Source organism: Bacillus sp. SM2101 (assembly GCF_018588585.1).
Taxonomy (GTDB): Bacteria; Bacillota; Bacilli; order Bacillales; family SM2101; genus Nanhaiella; species Nanhaiella sioensis.
Genome location: NZ_JAEUFG010000010.1, coordinates 12,922 through 34,254 on the forward strand (window position 1 = coordinate 12,922; position 21,333 = coordinate 34,254).

Below are 21,333 nucleotides of genomic sequence, written 5' to 3' on the forward strand. Positions count from 1 at the left end.
TTTTATTATTTAACATGAAGACAATCGTTACAGATGTTACCATAGCATTCATGTTGTTCATCTATTTCTTTATTACAATCAGTACATTTTTTTGGTGGTAAGTTTTTGAAGAAGTCACTACTTTTCTCAATCATTTCGTATCCCCTCCGAATTATGTTATGTATATATTGTATTATAACAGTTTTGTTTAGTCAATAACTGTTTTGTAACAAAGCTTGTAAATAGGCAAAACTGATCGCATACATTCATCATAAATGGCTCTTAGGTGTATCCACGATATTTAACGAAGAACGGTTAGGTTCTAGCAGGTTCAAGTAAGCCAGTGTAATATTTAGGTGTAAAAGGGTACAATGAAATGAAATAGGAGTATTTTGAAAGGAAGAATGAAGATGAAGATGACAGTAATTGGATATTGGGGTGGATATCCTGCCGCAGGAGAAGCAACGTCAGGTTACTTAATTGAGCATGAAGGTTTTTCATTATTAGTTGATTGCGGAAGTGCGGTTCTATCACAACTTCAAAAATTTATTCAAATTGACCAACTAGATGCTGTTTTACTTTCTCACTATCATCATGATCATATTGCAGACATTGGCCCTCTACAATACGCTTTGTTAATTCACCGTTTTATGGGGAAAGAACTGAAGGAACTACCGATTTATGGACATTCACATGATCAAATAGAGTTTGATAGGCTATCGTATAAAAATATTTCAAGAGGAATTGCATATAACCCTGAAAAAAAATTACACATTGGACCTTTTTCCATTACCTTTATTCAAACAGTTCATCCGGTAATGTGTTATGCAATGAGAATACAAGCAGGTGGTCAATCAATAGTTTATACAGCTGACTCTAGTTTTGATAAGAAATTTATTTCATTTGCTCAACAAGCTGATTTATTTATTTGTGAAAGCAATTTATATGCAAATCAAAATGGAACGAACGCTGGACACATGACTAGTGAAGAAGCTGGTTATATCGCAAATAAAGCAAAAGTCAAGGAACTTTTACTAACACATCTTCCTCACTTTGGTGAGCATGAACAATTAATTAGGGAAGCTGAAAAACTATATCAAGGTAATGTAACGCTTGCAAAGACTGGCTATGTTTGGGGTTGAAATAGTTAAAAATAATGAAATGAAATAAATTTCAGAAATTTTTTATTTCGTTCCTTGAGTAAACTAGATTATTTCAATATAATAGAAGTGTATATTAATATGCCGAAAAAATGAATGGTTACTCATTCATTATAATAGGGAGGGAGTATTTTGAATTTAACTTCGCGCTTGTCAGAATCTGCACAGAAATACCCAGCAAAACCAGCTTATATTTTTCAAGATAAAGCTAGCACATATGCTGAGCTAGATAGTGCTGTGAATGCGTTTGCTAGTGGGTTAGACAAACTAGGTATTGGCAAAGGGGATCACATTGCACTTTTATTAGGTAATTCACCTTACTTTGTAATTTCGCTTTACGGTGCATTGAAGGTAGGAGCAACTATTATACCTATTAATCCTATTTATACTGCCGATGAAATTAGTTATATCGTTAATAATGGGGATGTTAAAGCGATTATTACCTTTGATGTTTTACTTCCACAAGTAGAACCTATGCTTCCTATCATGAAAGGTGTCGAGCATATCATTTATTGTGAAACACCACAAGGGAAAGAGGCGGGTGTTGATTCATCTGCAATTGTTGCATCTGAAAAAATGAAATCGTTTTCAAAGATAATCTCATTAGGAAGCTTTACTTATGAAGGTCCAACATTAGCTGAAGATGATGTAGCGGTTATCCTTTATACATCAGGAACAACTGGGAAACCAAAAGGGGCAATGCTGACTCATAAAAATTTGTATAGTAATGCGATAGATGTTGCACAATATTTAAAATTAAGTGATACTGACCGAGTAATTACTACATTACCGATGTTTCATGTGTTTTGCCTAACCGTTGCACTGAATGCGCCACTTATGAATGGTGGAACGTTGATAATATTACCAAAGTTTAGTCCCGAAGAAGTATTTCGTGTTGCAAAGACATATGAAGCGACAGTTTTTGCAGGTGTCCCAACGATGTATAACTTTTTATTACAACATCCAGAGGGAAATAAAGAAGATTTAGCATCTTTACGTCTTTGTATTTCTGGTGGTGCATCAATGCCAGTAGCACTGTTAAAAGGTTTTGAACAAAAGTTTAATGTTATCGTATCAGAGGGTTACGGTTTGTCTGAAGCATCGCCAGTTACTGCCTTTAATCCGCTAGATCGTCCAAGAAAACCAGGCTCTATTGGTACAAGTATTTTTAACATAGAAAATAAGGTAGTTGACGAAATGGGTGAGGAAGTTCCACCTGGACAAGTAGGTGAGCTTATTGTTCGTGGGCCAAATGTGATGAAAGGCTATTATAAAATGCCTGAAGAAACTGCTCATACGATTATGGATGGCTGGTTATACACTGGTGATTTGGCACGTATGGATGAAGAGGGGTATTTTTATATTGTAGATAGAAAAAAAGACATGGTACTAGTAGGTGGATATAATGTATATCCACGAGAAGTAGAAGAGGTTCTATATAATCATCCAGATATTATCGAGGCTGCGGTCATTGGTGTTCCAGACCTGAACTTTGGTGAGGCAGTAAAAAGCTTTGTAGTAACAACAAACAACCAACTTACTGAGAAAGAAGTCCTTGATTATTGTATAGAGCATCTAGCAAAATATAAAATCCCTACCTCAATAGAGTTTATAGAAGAGTTACCAAAAAACACAACAGGAAAAATATTAAGACGTGCTTTAAAACAGCAAGCAACAACAAGCTTATAATTGTAGCAACATAAGATATAGGCTAATTGTAACATATACAAATAGATCAACAGCATGAAGGTCAGAGCCCCAGTTTAGCTAGGGTCTGACCTTTTATTTGTAAAGCGCTTTCAAAAAATTCAAATAGAGATGGGAATTACGCCGCACGCTGACGTCTAAAGCTTTTTTCGGCTTTTCCAGTTTGTAATTGCCACATATGCCAAAAGACATATGGAACGATTAAGATGAAGTTAATCATGCCCCATGTTTTTAATACTTCTGGATTATACCAAGAAGAGGAATCCATCGTCATAGGGAATATATCAAAACTTGCTCTTAAGAGCAGGTGTGCAGCTAGTGTATATACTCGAGCAGTAATATATAATTCTGGACGTCCTTTCATCAATGGGTATAGCTCTGCTGCAAGTAAAATAGTTAATGAACTCGCAAAATAGACAGGACTCTCAGCATAGACGAAGCAAGCGTTCCATGTTGTATAGAGAAAGTTCCAAGAAGCAGTCGTATAAGCTATAAGATCTCCATGTTTTTCAGTAGTAATCTTCCAAAACTTTGGAGCGAATGGTATGGTGACACATAAGAGAAACCCGGTTGCTGCATTAAAGTAATTACCCATAGTAGCATCTTTTATCGTTGCTTCCATAATATTTAAAAACAAGATGGCGTAGAAAAACCATAGAAATTGCTCTGATTTTAGAAAATCCCATATTTTGCCTTTTTTATTTTCGTAAACGGCTATACGCGAAAAGCCAACGATGATGGTTGGTAAGATGACACTTAATATTTTCGCCCAGCGAAACCATCCTTCAACTCCACCTAGAATCCATAATGGGAATGTAAATAGAGATGCAATCCAAAAATAAGCTGCTAGTTTATAGTGCTTTCTGAAAAAAGCGACGATGAATATTAAAACAATAAAGTAAATAGGCATAGTAATTACGTGTGGCCAAATGGTAATATTCATAATCATCTCATCCTCTACGTTATTTAATTTTTAATATAAAATAATGTCATGAAAAAATTTGAATGATAACGTATCGAACGTTCGGTATACCATAATTATACTGCTAAAATTCTTTGCTATCAATGTGAAAAGTATCACAATTTCATGACATTTATACATATAAATAGTTTGTCAAAGCTCTTTTCTTAAACTCTGTTGCTATTGTTATCAAATTAGTACGATAACAAGTGGTTTTATATGTTGGGCATCGTCGTATGAAAGAAAAGGTACCACGAATGCTAGTTGACTACTTGTTTATTTCTTAATACGAAAAAACAACATGAAAACAGCATTACTAATAATGGACACTACGATGAGTTGTATAAGAACTTAATCATTTTAAATGTAGAAAGGATGCCACCAATGCTAGATGTATACGTGTTTATATTTTGTCAAACAGCGCATAAATCTATAAAAAACAAAATTTTCTGAATGATTTTTCTTTAAAAAAAGGAATTTATTCATTTCACTTAGAATTAGAACAATAACTATGAAAAAAAATGAAGTAGGTGATCTTATTAGTGTCGTAAAATTGCATGTTGAAAATCATATTGCAACTGTTACATTAAATCGTCCTGAGGCTCTTAATTGTTTTAATTACGATTTGCTATGTAGTCTAGAGAAAAAGATTGAAGAAATACATGCTAGTAGCGATATTAGAGTTGTTATTTTTACTGGGACAGGAGATAAGGCATTTTCAGTAGGGGCAGACTTAAAAGAGAGAAGAACATTATCTGACATAGAAGTAAAAAGAAATTTAACTAAAATCGGTCAATTATTCACAAACATTGATAAACTCCCTCAGCCGACAATAGCTGCAATAAATGGTTATGCATTTGGTGGTGGGCTCGAGTTAGCTCTTTCTTGTGATTTTCGTTTCGTTGTTGAAGGTACACAATTAGGCTTAACTGAAACGAGTTTAGCTATTATACCAGGTGCTGGCGGTACACAACGTCTACCTCGAATAATAGGAACAGAAAAAGCTCTAGAATTAATTTTGACAGCTAAGAGATTAAATTCTGCACAGGCTTTAACGTATGGTTTAGTTACTAAAGTTGTACCTAAAGATCATTTAATAGCCGAAAGTGTACAATTTGCTAATGAAATGCTGAAAAATGGCCCTGTTGCTTTACAACAAGCAAAATTTGCTATTAAGCAGGGGATGAATACTGATATACAAACAGGTCTGGAAATTGAAAGAAAAGCATATGAAGTAACAATTCCGACCGAAGATCGATTGGAAGCTCTACATGCATTTTCCGAGAAGCGACCTCCTAAATTTCACGGAAAATAATGAGTAATATTTTTTGATAATTAATAATATTCATATATTAATTAGTGTGACGTTTATAGACACTGTTCTTTGTTCAAATGGAACAGTTATTACGAATTATGAAAAAAAATCTTGATGTTTTATATTATTCATGTATAATTTAATGCATAAAAGCACCGAAGCATAAAAGCATAAAAGCGTAAAAGTGTAAAAGAAACAAATAAAACATAGAATAATAGTTTACAAGGGGGGTTTTAAAAGATGAAAAAAAGTTTGAAAGGTATACTCGGAAGTACTCTTGCTTCAGTATTAATTTTGAGTGGCTGTGGCACTGACGAAAGCGGTGGATCCAATACAGGGGATGCTGGAGAAACATATAAAATAGGTGTGACACAAATTGTAGAGCATGACTCATTAGATGCTGCGTTTGATGGATTTAAGCAAGCATTAGCAGATAAGGGATTAGAGGTTGAATATGACGTTCAAATTGCTCAAGGTGACCCTAATACGAGTAATTTAATAGCAGAGAAGTTAGTAGGAGATAATGTAGACTTAATTTTTGCTAACTCAACTCCAAGTGCTCAAGGTGTGTTAAATGAAACGAGTGAAATTCCAATCGTATTTACGTCTGTGACTGATCCGGTTGGTGCTGAGCTAGTAGAAGCAATGGATAGGCCTGGTACGAATATAACGGGTACAACTGATACACATCCAAATGCAGTACCAAATACAGTTGAATTTATCGACCAATATTTTGAAGGTAAACGTGTAGGGATGGTATACAACTCTGGAGAACAAAATTCCAATGCACAAGTTAAACTAGTGGAAGAAGCAATGAAAGGAACAGATCTTGAAATTGTCTCAGCATCTGTGTCAACATCTGCTGAGGTAAAGCAAGCGACTGAATCTCTCATTGGAAATGTTGATGTGATATACATTATTACAGATAACACTGTTGTTAGTGCGTTAGAATCAGTCATCATGGTATCAGAAGAAAATGATATTCCATTGTTTGTAGGTGAACTTGATTCGGTTGAAAATGGTGGATTTGCTGCTTACGGTTTTGACTACTTTGATATTGGCTATGAAGCCGGTGAGATGGCAGCACAAATATTAACAGGAGAAAAAACAACTTCAGAACTACCAGTACAGTATCCACAAAACTTAAAATTACAGATTAACAAAAAAGCAGCTGAAAATATGGGTATCGATCTAAATAGCGAGTGGGATGATATCGCTGAATATTTAAATGAAGAGTAGTGAATAGATTACTATTGTGTTCCTTTCTTATATATAGAAGAAAGGAACATATTTTTCTGTTTGAAAGGTAAGCAAGTATAATATTTTTGAGAGAACTCATTCTTTGTATAATAATGATCGATGAACAGTTTCAGCGCCTATCACCTCGAGGTCAATTCGGCATTTTATCAAAAGGCAAAAAAGGCCTTCATGCAAAACGCAGGCTCCAGTACTTGTCGGGGATGACCAGGCACTTGCGCTTTTCATAACAACTTATTGAAAAAATATATTTTTTAACTGGAAGGGTGAAAATACTATGCCTACAGCAATATTCGGAGCATTTGAGTCAGGTATTATTTATGCAATCATGGCATTAGGTGTATACTTATCATTTCGAATTTTAGACTTTCCAGACTTAACCGTTGATGGGAGTTTTGTAACTGGAGCAGCCGTAGCCGCAATTCTAATAGTAAATGGTATCAATCCTTTTATAGCTACAATCGCTTCTTTGCTAGCGGGATTTATTGCTGGTTGTATCACTGGTTTGCTTCATACGAAAGGAAAAATAAATCCGCTGTTATCAGGGATTTTAATGATGATTGCATTATATTCTATTAATCTTCGTATAATGGGAAGATCAAATATACCGATGTTAAATGAAACAACAGTGGTTACAATTTTAACGGATTTTTGGAAGAGTTTAGGGTTTGATACAGGTGTAGTCAATGTGTTGAGAGCAATAGGGTATTCAGGGTATATACCAAAAACTTGGGCAATTGTTATTTTCATGATTATAATTACATTTGCCATTAAACTTATTTTAGATCGCTTTCTTCAAACGGAGATTGGACTTGCACTACGCGCCACTGGTGACAATAAAAATATGATTCGTAGCTTTTCAGCAAATACGAATGCTTTAACAGTAGTTGGACTAGGATTATCCAATGCCCTTGTCGCTTTTTCTGGTGCAGTCATTGCACAATATAATGGCTTTAGTGATGTCGGAATGGGAATAGGTATCATTATTATTGGCTTGGCCTCAGTTATTATTGGTGAAGCAATATTTGGTACGAAATCGATTATGCGAACGACATTTGCCGTGATCGGTGGTGCAATTATTTACCGCATTGTTGTAAGTATTGCTTTGCGTGTAGAATTTTTAGAACCAGGTGATTTGAAGTTAATTACTGCAGTCATAGTTGTCTGTGCATTAATTATTCCTAAAATATTTGAATCACGTAAAGACAAAAAACGCAAAAAGCAGCGATTACAAGCATTCGTAAATGATCACAAGCAACTAGCGAATAAAGAGGTGATATAGATGCTTGATTTTAACCATATCTTCAAAGTTTTTAACGAAGGAACGCTTGATGAAAAAATTGCATTAGATCACATAACGTTATCATTAAATAAAGGAGATTTCGTGACGGTCATAGGAAGTAATGGCGCAGGGAAATCAACGCTTATGAATGTTGTGTCAGGTAGGATTTACCCCGACATAGGTGAGGTTATAATTGATGGGCAACAAGTAACGAATCTACCAGAACATAAGCGAGCTCAATATATCGGCAGAGTATTTCAAGATCCAATGGCAGGTACTGCGCCGACGATGACGATTGAAGAGAATTTGGCAATGGCTTTTTCGAGAACAAAAAGAAGAACTTTACACAAGGGTGTAACAAAAAAGCGTAAGGTGTTTTTTAAAGAACAGCTTGAGACACTTCACTTGGGGCTAGAAGATCGCTTAAATGCAAAAGTAGGCTTATTATCAGGTGGTGAACGTCAAGCATTGTCTTTATTAATGGCTTCATTCACGGATCCAAAAATATTGTTATTAGACGAACATACAGCTGCATTAGATCCTGCTAGGGCAGAATTAATCACAAATTTAACTAAAGAAATTGTAGAAAAGAATAAGCTAACGACTTTGATGGTCACCCATAATATGCAACAAGCTCTAGACTTGGGCAACCGCTTAATTATGATGGATAAAGGTCAAATTATTTTTGAAGCTAGCGGAGTAGAGAAAAAGAAATTGACTGTAGAGCAATTATTAGAAGAGTTTCAGCGCATTCGTGGTTCAGGGTTTACAAGTGATCGATCGGTTTTGTTGTAAAATAAGCGTTATATAGCAGACTTGATTAACATAAAAACCGGTGGGGAATTAACTCTCCACCGGTTTTACATATAGTCTGTATTTGCATGGTTTGTTGTATGCGTACAAAGAAACAACTTAGGAGAGATGTTCTGATATCTCCCACAAGCATTGAAAGCATGCCTTAATTAATAGTTCGCATTATCCTTTTGAATACACGCTCTTTGTCAAAGCCTTCTCCCATACCAAAAATCTCAATGATGTTATTTTCATCGTCTAATAAATATGTATAGGCTGAATGAATAAATTGTCCATCACCAGGATCTCTATATAAGAATTCAAACGCTTCTGCAACTTTTTTTGTATCTTCCTCACTTCCACGAAGAAGGTACCATGGGCCACCTTGCTTTAATTCAAATGCTTTGCCATATTCCTGCAACACTTCTTTTGTATCGTAAGCGGGATCAATTGTAATAGTTATGAATTCGACTTTATTCCCAAAGACGCCTTCTTGTTCAAAATCTTCACGCAGTTGCTTCATTTTATAAGTTGTTACCGGACAAATATCTGGGCAATTTGTGTAAATAAATTCTAGTAGACGTACCTTTGGTTCCATTTCAGTAAATACAAATGGCTCTCCGTAAGCTGTTTCCATGGCAACGTCTTCCGGAAATTCCATTCCTGATTGTTTATAAACTGAAAAGTAGAATATTCCTGATGAAATACCGAGTACTAATAAGGTGACAAATGTAATGTAAAGCTTCTTCATGATTTCACTCCAATACGCCATTCGAATTTGACAATATAAATTAAGTCGGTTCTATACATACTAATCATACATGAACATTGCATATTGATGTGTCTATATCCATGAATTTTGTATGACAAAAAAATTATTGCTAATTTTTGTACTAATTTTATCTGATTTTTCTTACAATTAGTAAGGAGGCAAGCTATACTTAGTACAAGGGGGAGAATCTAACATTCATGAGAAAAATTGTAGGTTGGACGTTAATTTCGTATGTGCTATTTGGGCTATTTATAGCTATGTATATTTTTTATTGGGCTGATACATCAATTCCGATACAGTATAGGGGTTCAGGAGCGGATCCTTCTACGTTCTTAAATGAACGTGAGCTTATGTTGAGTGAAGAGTATTCACAAATAAGAAATTTGTTATTTTTTCTCTCCTTACCATTCGAATGGATTATCTATTTATTTGTACTAGTGTTAGGAATATCATACAAATTCAATACTTGGGCGCAAATAACTTCAAAAAGAAAAATTGCACAAATTCCAATTTATGTATTTTGGTTATCTATTTTTGTTGGGGTTTTAACACTACCACTTAGTTGGATTAGCTTCACCTTTTCTAAAATGTACAATATTTCTACTCAATCTACATCAGGGTGGTTAAAAGACCGATTAATCGATTTCTGGCTTGATTTTGGATTTTTAGTCATGATCGCCTATGCTTTATTTTTTCTCATTACTAAAGCAAAGAAGCGATGGTGGTTTTATGCGTGGGTCTTGTCAATTCCATTTTCCTTATTTTTAATGTTTGTTCAACCAGTGATTATTGATCCGCTTTATAACGATTTTTACGAACTAAAAAATAAAGAGCTTGAAGCAGAAATTTTACAAATGGCAAAACAAGCGAATATCCCTGCTGATCACGTATTTGAGGTTAATATGTCCGAAAAAACAAATGCCTTGAATGCTTATGTCACTGGAATTGGGAATAACTCAAGAATTGTGTTATGGGATACTACATTAAATAGGCTTAATGAACAAGAGATTTTATTTATCATGGCTCATGAAATGGGACATTATGTGAAAAAGCATATTTATTTTGGGATAGCGGGTTATTTAATTCTCTCTCTTATTGGCTTATATTTAACTAGTAAAATTTTACATTTTTGTATTCATAGGTGGAAAGATATTCTACATATTCGTGATTTAAGCGAGCTACATTCACTTCCTTTGTTGTTACTTGTATTTTCTATGCTTACATTTTTAGCAAGCCCATTGGAAAACGTTGTTTCTAGATATCAGGAGCATACAGCAGATGTATACGCGATTGATATGACTATGGACAATGAAGCTGCCATTCAAACTTTTCAAGAATTGTCACGTGCGGGACTTAGTCAAGTGAATCCTCCATTTATTGTGAAAATATTTAGGTATGGTCATCCAACTATACTAGAGAGAATTGCTTATATAGAGGAGCGAAAATAACTAAGAAACGTTAGAAAGCATAAATGTTTCAAAATTAAGTGATTTCTTATTAGAGATGGTGAAAAGTGTCAGGTGAAGTACTTACTTCATCTGATATAATATTTTATTATAGAAAAATTGTGGAGCGCTTCTCTACACTATAAAAACTGGGCTAAAGAAGCGTAGCAGGATGAACTTATATGAGGCTGTCATCGTTTTACAGAACAGAAGAAAAGATACCACATCTTTTTATAGTTCGTAAATAGTCAATGACTTTAAGCGCTTACATTTTTTATAAGAATTAACATGATTTTATATAAATATATAATTAAATAATATAAAATTAATATTAACAGTGTAAAATGTAAAATATTCTTATTGTTGTTGTGATTGAGCTATATTTATATAGAAAAACAAGGGGGAAATATGTTTGGAAATTGTAACTGAGAAGAGGAAAACGAGAGGAAGGTTTGTAAGAAATATGTTATTAATTGTACTAGCTTTAATTATTTTGTTCTTTTTGATTGTCCAAATCATTCCTGTTAAGAAAAATGAAAGTAACACTCTTCTGCGTGTAGGTGGAAAGCCAGATGTGATCGCTCACCGTGGAGGAGCTGGAATAGCTCCTGAAAATACATTAGAGGCATTCAAACTGTCTGATTCACTCGGAGTAGATATGTTAGAATTTGATGTGAGACTATCAAAAGATGGACAAGTAGTAGTAATGCATGATGAAACAATTGATCGAACAACTAATGGAGAGGGTAAAGTATCTGAATATTCTGTTGAAGAATTGAAATCATTTGACGCTGGCTATCATTTTGTAGGTCCAGATGGCTCATTTCCTTATAGAGGTAAGGGCGTTACGATTCCAACTCTAACCGAAGTGTTCGAATCGTATAGTCATTTGCCTATGGTCATAGAAATTAAAGAAAATGATACGAAGTTAGCAGATGAATTTGCTGATATTATTTTTCAATATGGAATGGAAGATAAAGTGATTATAGGATCTTTCTTTGACGAAATAGCAAATTATTTTTACGATATTACTAATGGAGAAGTTGCTATAAGTACTGCAAGTGCTACTACGAAAAAATATGTCATTTTTCAAAAGCTATTTTTAGGAAATATTATTCCGTTAAAAGAACAAGCTCTACAATTACCTACTCACTCAAGTATTTTTGATCTTACTACGAAAAAATTAATTGATGCAGCACATGAAAGAAATATTGCTGTCCAATACTGGACAATTAATGATTTAGACATGGTAGAATATTTACTTGAACAAGGTGCTGATGGAATAATGACGGATTACCCGAATAAAGCTATTCATTTATTACGTCAAAAAGGAGTAGATAAATAAATATGGAGATTAATAGACAACCTACAGAGACAGCAAAACGACCTGTCCTTTATCATATTGGATTTATTGCTTTATGTTTGATCTCGGTCGCCATTTTTCTTATTATTGCTGAGGTCATACAACAGTCTGGCAAAGTAGCCTTTGATACAGTGATTAGAGATATCTTTGTTCTAGAGTCACAGTCATTTGTATACCAATTATTTAAGGATATCACTTGGCTTGGAAATAAGCCTGGTGTCATCACGATGCTAGTTATAATGTTAGTATGGTTAATATGGAGATATCGGGATTTCAAAGGTATTATTTTACTCATAACGATGGTTATTTTGCAGAATGAGTTTAATAAAGTGCTTAAAGATTTTTATCAAAGGGAACGACCTTTGATCGATCCTGCGATCGATGCATTAGGCTACAGTTTTCCGAGCGGTCATGCAATGACTGGTTTGTTAGCATATGGACTTGCAACTTATTTAATTGTAGTGAATGTAACATCATTCAAAGCAAAGTTATTCGTTGGCATCTTTGGAAGTATTCTTATATTTTTAATCGGTCTAAGTCGCATTATACTGTCAGCGCATTACCCTACCGATGTTATTGCAGGCCATGCTTTAGGGATAGTTACCCTAATTATTTCGATATATTTGTATCAATGGATGAAGAAAAAAAACTTTAGTAAAAAAAATGATAAAGATACTCTTCAAGTAACGTAATCATCAAGAAAAATGATAGTGAGACGTATTAGAATAAAGGCACCCTCATTAGCGTATGAGGGTGCCTCTATTTCATATCATACATATCCATTTCCATATAAGAGTAGGAAATCTAGTTCATCGATAATTTCAAATCCAAATGTTTGAAAGACCCCTTACTTAAAAAACCTCATTATTACCCTCATTCATACCATTCTTTCATATCGTTGGTGGTTTAATAAAATTTGGCTGTACTGGTTTGTAATACAACAGCCTATAGCAAAAAAGACTTTGGATAAAAGTATTTTAAAACTTTTATCCAAAGTCTTTTTTTTATGGAACGAATAAATGTTCCTTTTTTGCTGCACTCAAATTAAAATGACGGTCCTCTTAATATTCATATTATTAGTATAAATTATTCAGTTTTATAAGTCTGCAATTTTCTGGGATTTTTAGCTATATTTTCTATAAAGTAACTAAAAAAGTGGTGATGGTCATATGGAAAGGAGTAATTATATGAAAATTAGTACATGGAATACAAGCTTAAAAATTCGGTTAATTGGTGAAATGTTATTTAATTTGCTGTATTGGATGTATTTCCCGTTCATTACTTATTACTTCGGAAGTGCATTAGGAAATAATATTGCTGGTATTTTTATGACGATCCCCCCTTTAATAGGGATCATTGGAATTATCATTGGTGGGAATCTAGCTGATAGATTAGGTAGACGTGCTGCTATGTTATTAGGGACATCGATTAGAACAATAATGTTTTGTATTTTTGCTATATCAGATTCGTATTGGTTAAATTATTTAGCGTTTATTGGAATTGGCTTAGGAGGTACAATATACGGCCCAGCTAGTGATGCAATGGTAGCTGACTTAGTACCACAAGAAGCGAGGAAACAAGTGTTTGCAACTTTTATGACATCTAATAATATTGGTGCAGTTATAGGGCCTGTATTAGGATCGTTTTTCTTTTTTAACTATCTTAGCGAATTGTTATGGGCTTGCACAATTGTGATGTTAGTTTACTCAATTATTGTTTATGTAAAGATAGACGAAACCATGCCGAATTACTCAAGAAAACGAATAAATGCAAATTCAATTTCCAGTGGATTTAAAGAAGCATGGAACGGGTATGGGGAGATTTTAAGCGATAAAGTCTTCTTGTTGTACATTCTGGGAGGAGCTTCTGCTGTTATAGCGATTATGCAGTTAGACTTATATTTATCAGTATATATTATTAATTATGTTCCTTCTCAAAAGCTATTTGTTTGGAATAACTTGTCTGTAGCACTGGACAGTAAAGAGATTTTTGCGTGGATGTTAGTGTTAAATGGTGTCCTGTTCGTGTTTTTTGTTTTACCTATAACAAAATTGTTAAAAAGCTGGACTGATAGGAACGTTTTTATTCTTTCAGCAATTTTAGCTGGGGGTGGCTTGTTTTTAGTTGGATTTTCTACAAATATTTGGATGCTATTTTTACTAACAATCATTTTTACTTTCGGAGAAATTGTGAGAGCCCCAGTAATAAATAATTTTGTTAGTGACTATGCTCCAGAGCATGCTAGAGGAAAATATATGGGCGCATCTAGATTACAGTTTACAATCGGTAGATTTTTAGCTCCATTAACTGTATTCCTAGCTGAATGGGTTTCACCTATGGGGATCTTTAGCATAATTCTATTTTTTGCGTTTATGAGTGTAATTCTATATATCAAACTATATAAAAGCTACGAGCGTTATATAACAAGAGTGGGAAGAAATACTTAAGAATTTGATCTGATAAAACAGATTACGAGTAAAATTATCAGATTTTTAAAAAAATACCTTGCAATTCCTCCATTCTGTTATATAATACTATTAGTAAAATAAAACTGTATTATAACAATATAGGTGGAAGGGTGTGTAGCTACGGATGACGATACAGACGTCAGGTATTCAAGTTCACGGTACGAGAAATGAACAGTATGATGAAATTTTGACACCTGAAGCATTAATGTTTATTGAAAAGCTAGAGAAACAGTTTGGCGAGAGAAGAAAAGAACTGCTAATAAAAAGAGGTGAACGGCAGCAGAAAATCGATGCTGGGGAAATGCCAGACTTCTTGGAAGAAACATCTGGTGTTCGACAAGGTGATTGGACTATTGCTCCTATACCTAAAGACCTTCAGGATCGAAGAGTCGAGATAACAGGCCCTGTAGAAAGAAAGATGGTCATTAATGCATTAAATTCTGGTGCAAAAGTGTTCATGGCTGATTTTGAGGATGCTAATTCTCCAACTTGGCAAAATTGTATAGAAGGACAAATAAATCTAAGAGATGCAGTGAACAAAACCATTACATTCGAAAATCCAAATGGTAAAAAATATAGGTTGAATGAAGAAATTGCTACGTTGCTCGTCCGTCCCCGTGGTTGGCATTTAGAAGAAAGACATGTCACAGTCGGCGGCAAGAGTATGTCCGCTAGTTTAATAGACTTTGGATTGTATTTTTTCCATAATGCTAAAACACTTTTAGAACGAAATAGCGGACCATATTTTTATTTACCCAAGCTCGAAAGTCATTTAGAAGCGAGATTGTGGAATGATGTATTCGTGTTTGCTCAAGATGAACTAAATATTCCGCGAGGGACAATTAAAGCTACTGTATTAATCGAAACAATATTAGCAGCTTTTGAAATGGATGAAATATTGTACGAGTTACGCGATCATTCTGCAGGGTTAAATTGTGGGCGTTGGGACTATATTTTTAGCTATATTAAAAAATTAAGAAATTATGAACATGTGATTTTGCCTGACCGATCTCTCGTTACGATGACAGTTCCTTTTATGAGAGCTTATTCACTGCTTGCGATTAAGACATGTCATAGACGTAATGCACCTGCAATTGGTGGTATGGCTGCACAAATTCCAGTGAAAAACGATCCAAAAGCAAATGAAGAAGCCTTTAAAAAGGTTCAAGCTGACAAGGAGAGGGAAGTGCTAGACGGTCATGATGGGACCTGGGTTGCACACCCAGCGTTAGTTCCTGTTGCAATGGAAATCTTTAATAATGAAATGCCTGAACCGAATCAAATATATAGAAAACGGGAGGATGTTTGCGTCACAGCTACAGAGCTACTCGCAGTACCAGATGGAAAAATTACTGAGATTGGCGTACGGACTAATATAAATGTAGGAATTCAATATATTGAATCATGGTTGTCTGGTAGAGGGGCTGCTCCAATTCATAATTTAATGGAAGATGCAGCAACTGCTGAAATATCTCGTGCACAACTTTGGCAATGGATACGTCACCCTCAAGGAATTCTCGAGGATGGAAGAAAAATCACCTCTGAGCTTGTTCAACAGTTGAAAGAAGAAGAGCTTGTAAAAATTAAACAAGAGGTTGGAGAAGAGACATTCTCAAAAGGTAGATATCATGAAGCAAACAAGCTTTTTGAACAATTAATTTCAAATGATGAATTTACTGAGTTTTTAACTTTACCTGGTTATAAAACCTTGTAAGTAGAATGTGGAATAACGGTATGCTGTAAAAGGTTTTGGTATGTCATTTCGTCTTATATAGAAGAAAAATCACTGTTTAAACCTAATTCTTAAAGGAAGACACAACAAATCACCATCAAATGGCTTCATATAAAAGAAGATGAGCTTGTAATGTCATTGCTAAAAGGAAAGCTAAAGTACTTAAAATACAAGGAGGAATATGATTATGACTAATAAAAGAATTCAAAAATTAGAAGAAAGCTGGAGTATGGATAAGCGTTGGAATGGGGTTGAAAGACCTTATAGTGCAGAAGAAGTAATTAAGCTTCGAGGTTCGATTGATATTGAATATACATTAGCAAAAAAAGGCTCAGAAAAGTTATGGGATTTAATTCATACAGAGGATTACGTTAATGCACTAGGTGCGTTAACAGGTAATCAAGCTGTTCAACAAGTGAAAGCAGGATTAAAAGCAATTTATTTAAGTGGTTGGCAAGTAGCTGCTGATGCAAATTTAGCAGGACAAATGTATCCTGATCAAAGCTTATATCCAGCCAATAGTGTACCTTCTGTTGTGAAACGAATTAATCAGGCATTGCAACGTGCAGACCAAATTCATCATTTAGAAGAAAATGACCAGATTGATTGGTTTGCACCAATTGTTGCTGATGCTGAAGCTGGTTTTGGTGGTCAATTAAATGTCTTCGAACTTATGAAAGGAATGATTGAAGCTGGAGCTTCAGGAGTACATTTTGAAGATCAGCTGTCATCTGAAAAGAAATGTGGGCATTTAGGGGGGAAAGTTCTACTTCCAACACAAACTGCTGTACGTAACTTAATCTCTGCTCGTTTAGCCGCTGACGTAATGGGTGTGCCAACACTGTTAATCGCAAGAACAGATGCCGATGCAGCTGATATGATTACTAGTGATATTGATGATTACGATAAAGCGTTTTTAACTGGTGAAAGAACACCTGAAGGCTTCTTCCGTACGAAGCCTGGCATTGAGCAAGCGATTGCTAGAGGTTTAGCATATGCTCCGTATGCAGATTTAATTTGGTGTGAAACATCAACACCTGATCTTGAGCAAGCAAAACAGTTTGCAGATGCAATTCATGAAAAATATCCAAATAAGCTTCTTGCATACAACTGTTCACCTTCGTTTAACTGGAAAGCAAAACTAGATGATGAAACGATTGCAAAATTCCAAAAAGAGTTAGGGAAGATGGGTTATAAGTTCCAATTCGTAACACTTGCAGGCTTCCATGCGTTAAATCATAGTATGTTCGAGTTAGCTCGTGGATACAAAGAACGAGGAATGGCTGCATATTCCGAATTGCAGCAAGCGGAATTTGGAAATGAAAAACATGGTTACACTGCTACAAAGCATCAAAGAGAAGTAGGTACAGGTTATTTTGATCAAGTGTCTCAAGTTGTATCAGGAGGTAAATCATCAACAACAGCTCTAAAAGGTTCAACAGAGGAAGAACAATTTGTTACCAATGCATAACTAACTAGCGTGTCAAGGATTAAATTAAATGGGGGAAATGAAATAAAGAATAAACACTGGCTCACAAAAGGCCAGTGTTTTTCGTTAGCGTTAACTTTGTTGTTATATAAACAAAAAGTCTTATGTGATTATCATCATATTATAGAAGAAAAGATGCCACCAAATTAGCTTTATGCGTGTTTATTAGTAGAAAAAACAAGCTACATAGTAAAAACATATACGGTTGTCACTGTCATAAAGCTCATCCGTCTTTGTTGTTCAGAGCTATGTTTGAATTAGAAAATATTTTAGGCATAAATTAACATGTATGTTAAATGAATTATATGTTTTGCAATGCTTCTATAATATCCGTCTGTCCAGACAAAATTTCGAATGTTTTCCCATAGGTATTCTGAATGTTTAAACATTCTACCAGTACTTTTGCCACGTCTTCTCTAGATATATCACCTGAATAGTCAGCTAGTTTTTTGGATATGCTAATATGTCCTGTTCCTTCATCGTAAGAAAGCCTACCTGGTCGGACAATCGTATATACGAGTGAGCTATTGCTCAAATATTCATCAGCTATCCCTTTTGATTTTAAATAACCTTTCATTGAATCAGTAGGGCCAAGGTCGGGTAGATCAGCCCCTACAGAACTTAACATGATAAAACGGTTAACTCCACGCCTTTCCGCTGTTTTTATTAAGTTAATTGCACCTTGTTCATCAACGAGTTTTGTTTTATCTGCTCCAGTTTTTGAGCCTGACCCAGCTGCGAAAATGATGGCATCACAGCCTTCGATAGCATGGCTCATCTCTTTTTCTAAATCAGCTAAAACTGTTGAGCTTGCCCCAAGACTAATAAGGTCTTCACGTTGTGAGTCATCACGAATCATTGCAACAGCGTCATGTTCACCACTCTGACCGAGTAGTTGTAATATTATTCGTCCTGTACCACCATTAGCACCTACAACAAGTACTTTCATTTCATACCTTCTCTCTTAATATTATTAGCTTTAAAAGGCTGTTCTGTTTAGTAGAACAGCTTGATGAGCTTCTAATCACCTGTGATCATTATGAAATAATAGGCTCTTTACATAAGCTTCGTGGTTATTGTTAAAAAATTGATCAGCAAGATGAGGCAAAGCCAGTCTTTTAGCTTTTATAAGGCTCTATTTGTAAACATTGTTGCTATTGTTGAATTTTTACTATAAAAAGCGGTTTTACACTGTCAGTCATCATTGTATAAAAGAAAAGATGCCACGTACGTTAATTAGAATGAGTTTATTTCTAAGTATGACAAACTACAATCATGTGAAAGCAAGCTTGTCCCTATTAATCAACCTTCTCATCATTAAACATATTTCTCATCATTTCTAAACTTTCCTTCGTGTCATCTAAATATGTAACAAGCTCTTTACTACTCTTTTTTTGAATGTCGACGGATGATGCTATTTGCTGGAAGGTTGCTGACGTTTGTTCAAATGTTGAAGCAAAATCAGCCGTAGATGATTTGATGATAATTGATGTATCGTTTACATTATCCGCAAGTTTTTCAAATTGAATCATTTGGTTGTTTAATTCATTTACTACTTTGTTTAAGGATCGAAAGCTATTTTCTGTCTCCTTCGTTATGTCAACATTTTTACTAAGCTGTTCTGAGCTCTCATTTAGTCTTAGGTTAGCTTCACTTGTCTTTCCATTTACTTCTTGTAAATTATTTGTAATCTCCTCCGTTGACTGTTCAGTTAAATGTGCTAATTGTCGGATTTCATCGGCGACGATTGCAAACCCTTTGCCATAATCTCCTGCTCTTGCAGCTTCAATGGATGCATTTAACGCTAGTAGGTTTGTCTTTGTTGTTATTTCTTTAATTCCTTCAGTCAAAATATTTGTTTCGTTAATCTTTTCGTTCAATTCACGAAATGTAACAGCTAAATCCTTCATGACTACGTCTAATTCTACCGTGTTTTCTAATAAATTGCCCATTTTTCGTTCACCATTAACTGCAAGATCTGATGAAGCACTTGATTTTTCTTTTAATTTAGCTGCATTTGTAGAGATCTGTTCAATATTAGTTGTCGTTTGTTCAATTTGTTCAGCAATTGTTGTAATTGCTTCAGATTGTGTAAAACTACTTGATGATAGTTGTTGTATAGCTGCAGCTACTTCCATATTATTTGTCATTGTTGAGGAGGCATGATTATATTGATTAACCATTTTTTTGTTTATTTTTTCAGCCTCTTTTTCAATCTCGAGTTTTTGAGTCATTTCTTTTTGTGCTGCTTGCTGTATTTGTTGTAAACTATCTTTTACTTGGGAGATATGGTTACGATTTATTTTTTGAACTGTAAATATAATACAAGTTATTAATATGAGTAAAATGGAGATATTTATAATTTCATAAATATTAATATTTAAGTAGTCATCAAGAATAAACATCGTTGGCATCATACCTAACGATAATACAAAACCAAGGAAAAGGGTTCCTCTCCGCCCATGTATCATAGATATCATTAACACATAAAACGGATATGCTAAAGATACAAAAAAAACTTTTTGCGTAATAATAAAATAGAACATAGCAGCTATAACGATTGTGACAACAGGTATATAAAAGTGTGCTCCATTCATTCTATTAAGTTGTGTCACAATGCCATAACTAATCAATAGAATACCTCCAACTAACATCGTTACCGTTATGTACAAGGGCTGTTCCATTGAAATATTTGAGACTGTACCTATGATAATTGAAATGATGACAACTATTAACATTAATTTGTTTTTTTGTTTTAAATCCTTTTGATAAAAATTATGAAGAGAATCCATGAACATACCAACTCCTACACCAAATTTTTGATAGATAGGATAATTATATCAATTTTTCATTAACACTTAACACTTTTCTAAAAATTATATATTTTACAAATAATTATTTCACAATGGTTGTAGTAAATTAACCCGTATTTTTAACTAGATTTCGTGGCATCTATTCTCATATAAAATTGGGTCAATTACTTGTTGCATCCTCAATTAGTTTCAATTGCAAAGAGCGTTATATAAAAAATGATGTTTCGTATTACCGCATCTGGTTTCTCTCATTTAGTAAACAACAGTTATAAAGTATACGACATGAAACCTAATTAAGTAATAGATATAAGTTAGTCCTATTTATAGAAAAAGTTTGAATTTTTATGATTCAGTTGATACAATAAAAACATCTTGAAAAATGATAAGGAGGTGTAGAGATGTTACATTCTGTTATTAATCGCAATGGTTTTTTAGCATATATTTATATTTGCCGTGCGATTTTTCATGGTGTTGTTTTCAACGGGATACGTATGCCCATTTTTAGAAAACATATCATATTGAACAGAATGTAAGGTCTCTTAACCCTAATAGTGTGTGTTCAGAAGGATGCCAAAGCAGTTGGAGAATGTAGCCTCGAAAAATCTGACTAATTTTCTAACATATCTGAACACCATCTAATATAAATTTCTCACAGAAATCTGATCGGCTACTATGGGGAGAGTCATGCTCTCCTTTTTTGTGTTTAAATTCTTATGCCAATTTGTGTACGATTGATGATTTCTTGTTAAGTAAATTTATGTTTCATAAAGTCATGGGTAGTTGAATCTTACCTATGGC

At 34.4% G+C, this 21,333-nt stretch carries 18 protein-coding genes; 13 read left to right on the plus strand and 5 right to left on the minus strand.

The features are described 5' to 3' along the window. Positions 1-5: 5 nt before the first annotated feature. Positions 6-134 carry a protein YhfH gene (gene yhfH, locus JM172_RS11360; protein WP_214482421.1) on the minus strand — a complete coding sequence of 43 codons (129 nt, stop codon included), beginning with the start codon at positions 132-134 and terminating at the stop codon, positions 6-8. Positions 135-389: 255 nt separating this feature from the next. Between yhfH and JM172_RS11365 the strand changes: the two genes are divergently transcribed. Together JM172_RS11365 and JM172_RS11370 are read left to right on the plus strand one after the other, a co-directional pair. Continuing rightward, complete coding sequence (locus tag JM172_RS11365; RefSeq protein ID WP_214482422.1) at positions 390-1,121, plus strand: MBL fold metallo-hydrolase; 732 nt, start codon at positions 390-392, stop codon at positions 1,119-1,121. 150 nt (positions 1,122-1,271) lie between these two features. After that, a complete protein-coding gene (locus tag JM172_RS11370) occupies positions 1,272-2,828 on the plus strand; it encodes a fatty acid--CoA ligase family protein (RefSeq protein ID WP_214482423.1) in 1,557 nt (518 codons plus the stop codon). 136 nt (positions 2,829-2,964) lie between these two features. Here the strand turns inward: JM172_RS11370 and JM172_RS11375 are convergent, their stop codons facing one another. After that, positions 2,965-3,789, minus strand: a complete 825-nt coding sequence (locus tag JM172_RS11375) for a hypothetical protein (RefSeq protein ID WP_250886628.1) — start codon at positions 3,787-3,789, stop codon at positions 2,965-2,967. A 556-nt stretch (positions 3,790-4,345) separates the two neighbouring features. On the opposite strand from JM172_RS11375, the gene JM172_RS11380 reads away from it, so the two are divergent. The 4 genes from JM172_RS11380 (at position 4,346) to JM172_RS11395 (ending at position 8,456) form a co-directional block, all read left to right on the plus strand. Further along, positions 4,346-5,122 carry an enoyl-CoA hydratase-related protein gene (locus tag JM172_RS11380; protein ID WP_410629380.1) on the plus strand — a complete coding sequence of 259 codons (777 nt, stop codon included), beginning with the start codon at positions 4,346-4,348 and terminating at the stop codon, positions 5,120-5,122. Between the two features lie 240 nt (positions 5,123-5,362). Further along, the gene (locus JM172_RS11385) at positions 5,363-6,361 is read left to right on the plus strand and encodes an ABC transporter substrate-binding protein (protein ID WP_214482425.1); all 999 of its coding nucleotides are present in this window, start codon (positions 5,363-5,365) and stop codon (positions 6,359-6,361) included. A gap of 295 nt (positions 6,362-6,656) precedes the next feature. Next, positions 6,657-7,661 carry an ABC transporter permease gene (locus JM172_RS11390; protein ID WP_214482426.1) on the plus strand — a complete coding sequence of 335 codons (1,005 nt, stop codon included), beginning with the start codon at positions 6,657-6,659 and terminating at the stop codon, positions 7,659-7,661. Beyond that, the gene (locus tag JM172_RS11395) at positions 7,662-8,456 is read left to right on the plus strand and encodes an ABC transporter ATP-binding protein (protein ID WP_214482427.1); all 795 of its coding nucleotides are present in this window, start codon (positions 7,662-7,664) and stop codon (positions 8,454-8,456) included. 163 nt (positions 8,457-8,619) lie between these two features. Here JM172_RS11395 and JM172_RS11400 read toward each other — a convergent pair whose 3' ends face one another. Next, on the minus strand, positions 8,620-9,204 hold the full coding sequence (locus JM172_RS11400) for an SCO family protein (protein ID WP_214482428.1): 585 nt from the start codon (positions 9,202-9,204) through the stop codon (positions 8,620-8,622). Positions 9,205-9,422: 218 nt separating this feature from the next. Between JM172_RS11400 and JM172_RS11405 the strand changes: the two genes are divergently transcribed. The 6 genes from JM172_RS11405 (at position 9,423) to aceA (ending at position 17,704) form a co-directional block, all read left to right on the plus strand. After that, positions 9,423-10,673: a M48 family metallopeptidase gene (locus JM172_RS11405; RefSeq protein ID WP_214482429.1), complete on the plus strand. Its 1,251-nt coding sequence runs from the start codon at positions 9,423-9,425 to the stop codon at positions 10,671-10,673. A 409-nt stretch (positions 10,674-11,082) separates the two neighbouring features. Further along, positions 11,083-12,015 carry a glycerophosphodiester phosphodiesterase family protein gene (locus JM172_RS11410; RefSeq protein WP_214482430.1) on the plus strand — a complete coding sequence of 311 codons (933 nt, stop codon included), beginning with the start codon at positions 11,083-11,085 and terminating at the stop codon, positions 12,013-12,015. Positions 12,016-12,017: 2 nt separating this feature from the next. Further along, positions 12,018-12,725 carry a phosphatase PAP2 family protein gene (locus JM172_RS11415; protein WP_214482431.1) on the plus strand — a complete coding sequence of 236 codons (708 nt, stop codon included), beginning with the start codon at positions 12,018-12,020 and terminating at the stop codon, positions 12,723-12,725. A gap of 495 nt (positions 12,726-13,220) precedes the next feature. After that, positions 13,221-14,480, plus strand: coding sequence for an MDR family MFS transporter (locus tag JM172_RS11420; RefSeq protein ID WP_214482432.1), 1,260 nt, complete (start codon positions 13,221-13,223; stop codon positions 14,478-14,480). A 145-nt stretch (positions 14,481-14,625) separates the two neighbouring features. After that, positions 14,626-16,215 carry a malate synthase A gene (gene aceB, locus JM172_RS11425; RefSeq protein WP_214482433.1) on the plus strand — a complete coding sequence of 530 codons (1,590 nt, stop codon included), beginning with the start codon at positions 14,626-14,628 and terminating at the stop codon, positions 16,213-16,215. 205 nt (positions 16,216-16,420) lie between these two features. Next, on the plus strand, positions 16,421-17,704 hold the full coding sequence (gene aceA / locus JM172_RS11430; protein WP_214482434.1) for an isocitrate lyase: 1,284 nt from the start codon (positions 16,421-16,423) through the stop codon (positions 17,702-17,704). A gap of 319 nt (positions 17,705-18,023) precedes the next feature. Here the strand turns inward: aceA and JM172_RS11435 are convergent, their stop codons facing one another. Together JM172_RS11435 and JM172_RS11440 are read right to left on the minus strand one after the other, a co-directional pair. Then, positions 18,024-18,671, minus strand: coding sequence for an SDR family oxidoreductase (locus JM172_RS11435; protein WP_214482435.1), 648 nt, complete (start codon positions 18,669-18,671; stop codon positions 18,024-18,026). Between the two features lie 349 nt (positions 18,672-19,020). Beyond that, complete coding sequence (locus tag JM172_RS11440) at positions 19,021-20,520, minus strand: methyl-accepting chemotaxis protein (protein ID WP_483297255.1); 1,500 nt, start codon at positions 20,518-20,520, stop codon at positions 19,021-19,023. A gap of 413 nt (positions 20,521-20,933) precedes the next feature. Here JM172_RS11440 and JM172_RS25160 point away from each other — a divergent pair, with 413 nt between their 5' ends. Further along, the gene (locus JM172_RS25160) at positions 20,934-21,068 is read left to right on the plus strand and encodes an RAxF-45 family protein (RefSeq protein WP_284730449.1); all 135 of its coding nucleotides are present in this window, start codon (positions 20,934-20,936) and stop codon (positions 21,066-21,068) included. The last annotated feature ends 265 nt before the right edge of the window (positions 21,069-21,333 follow it).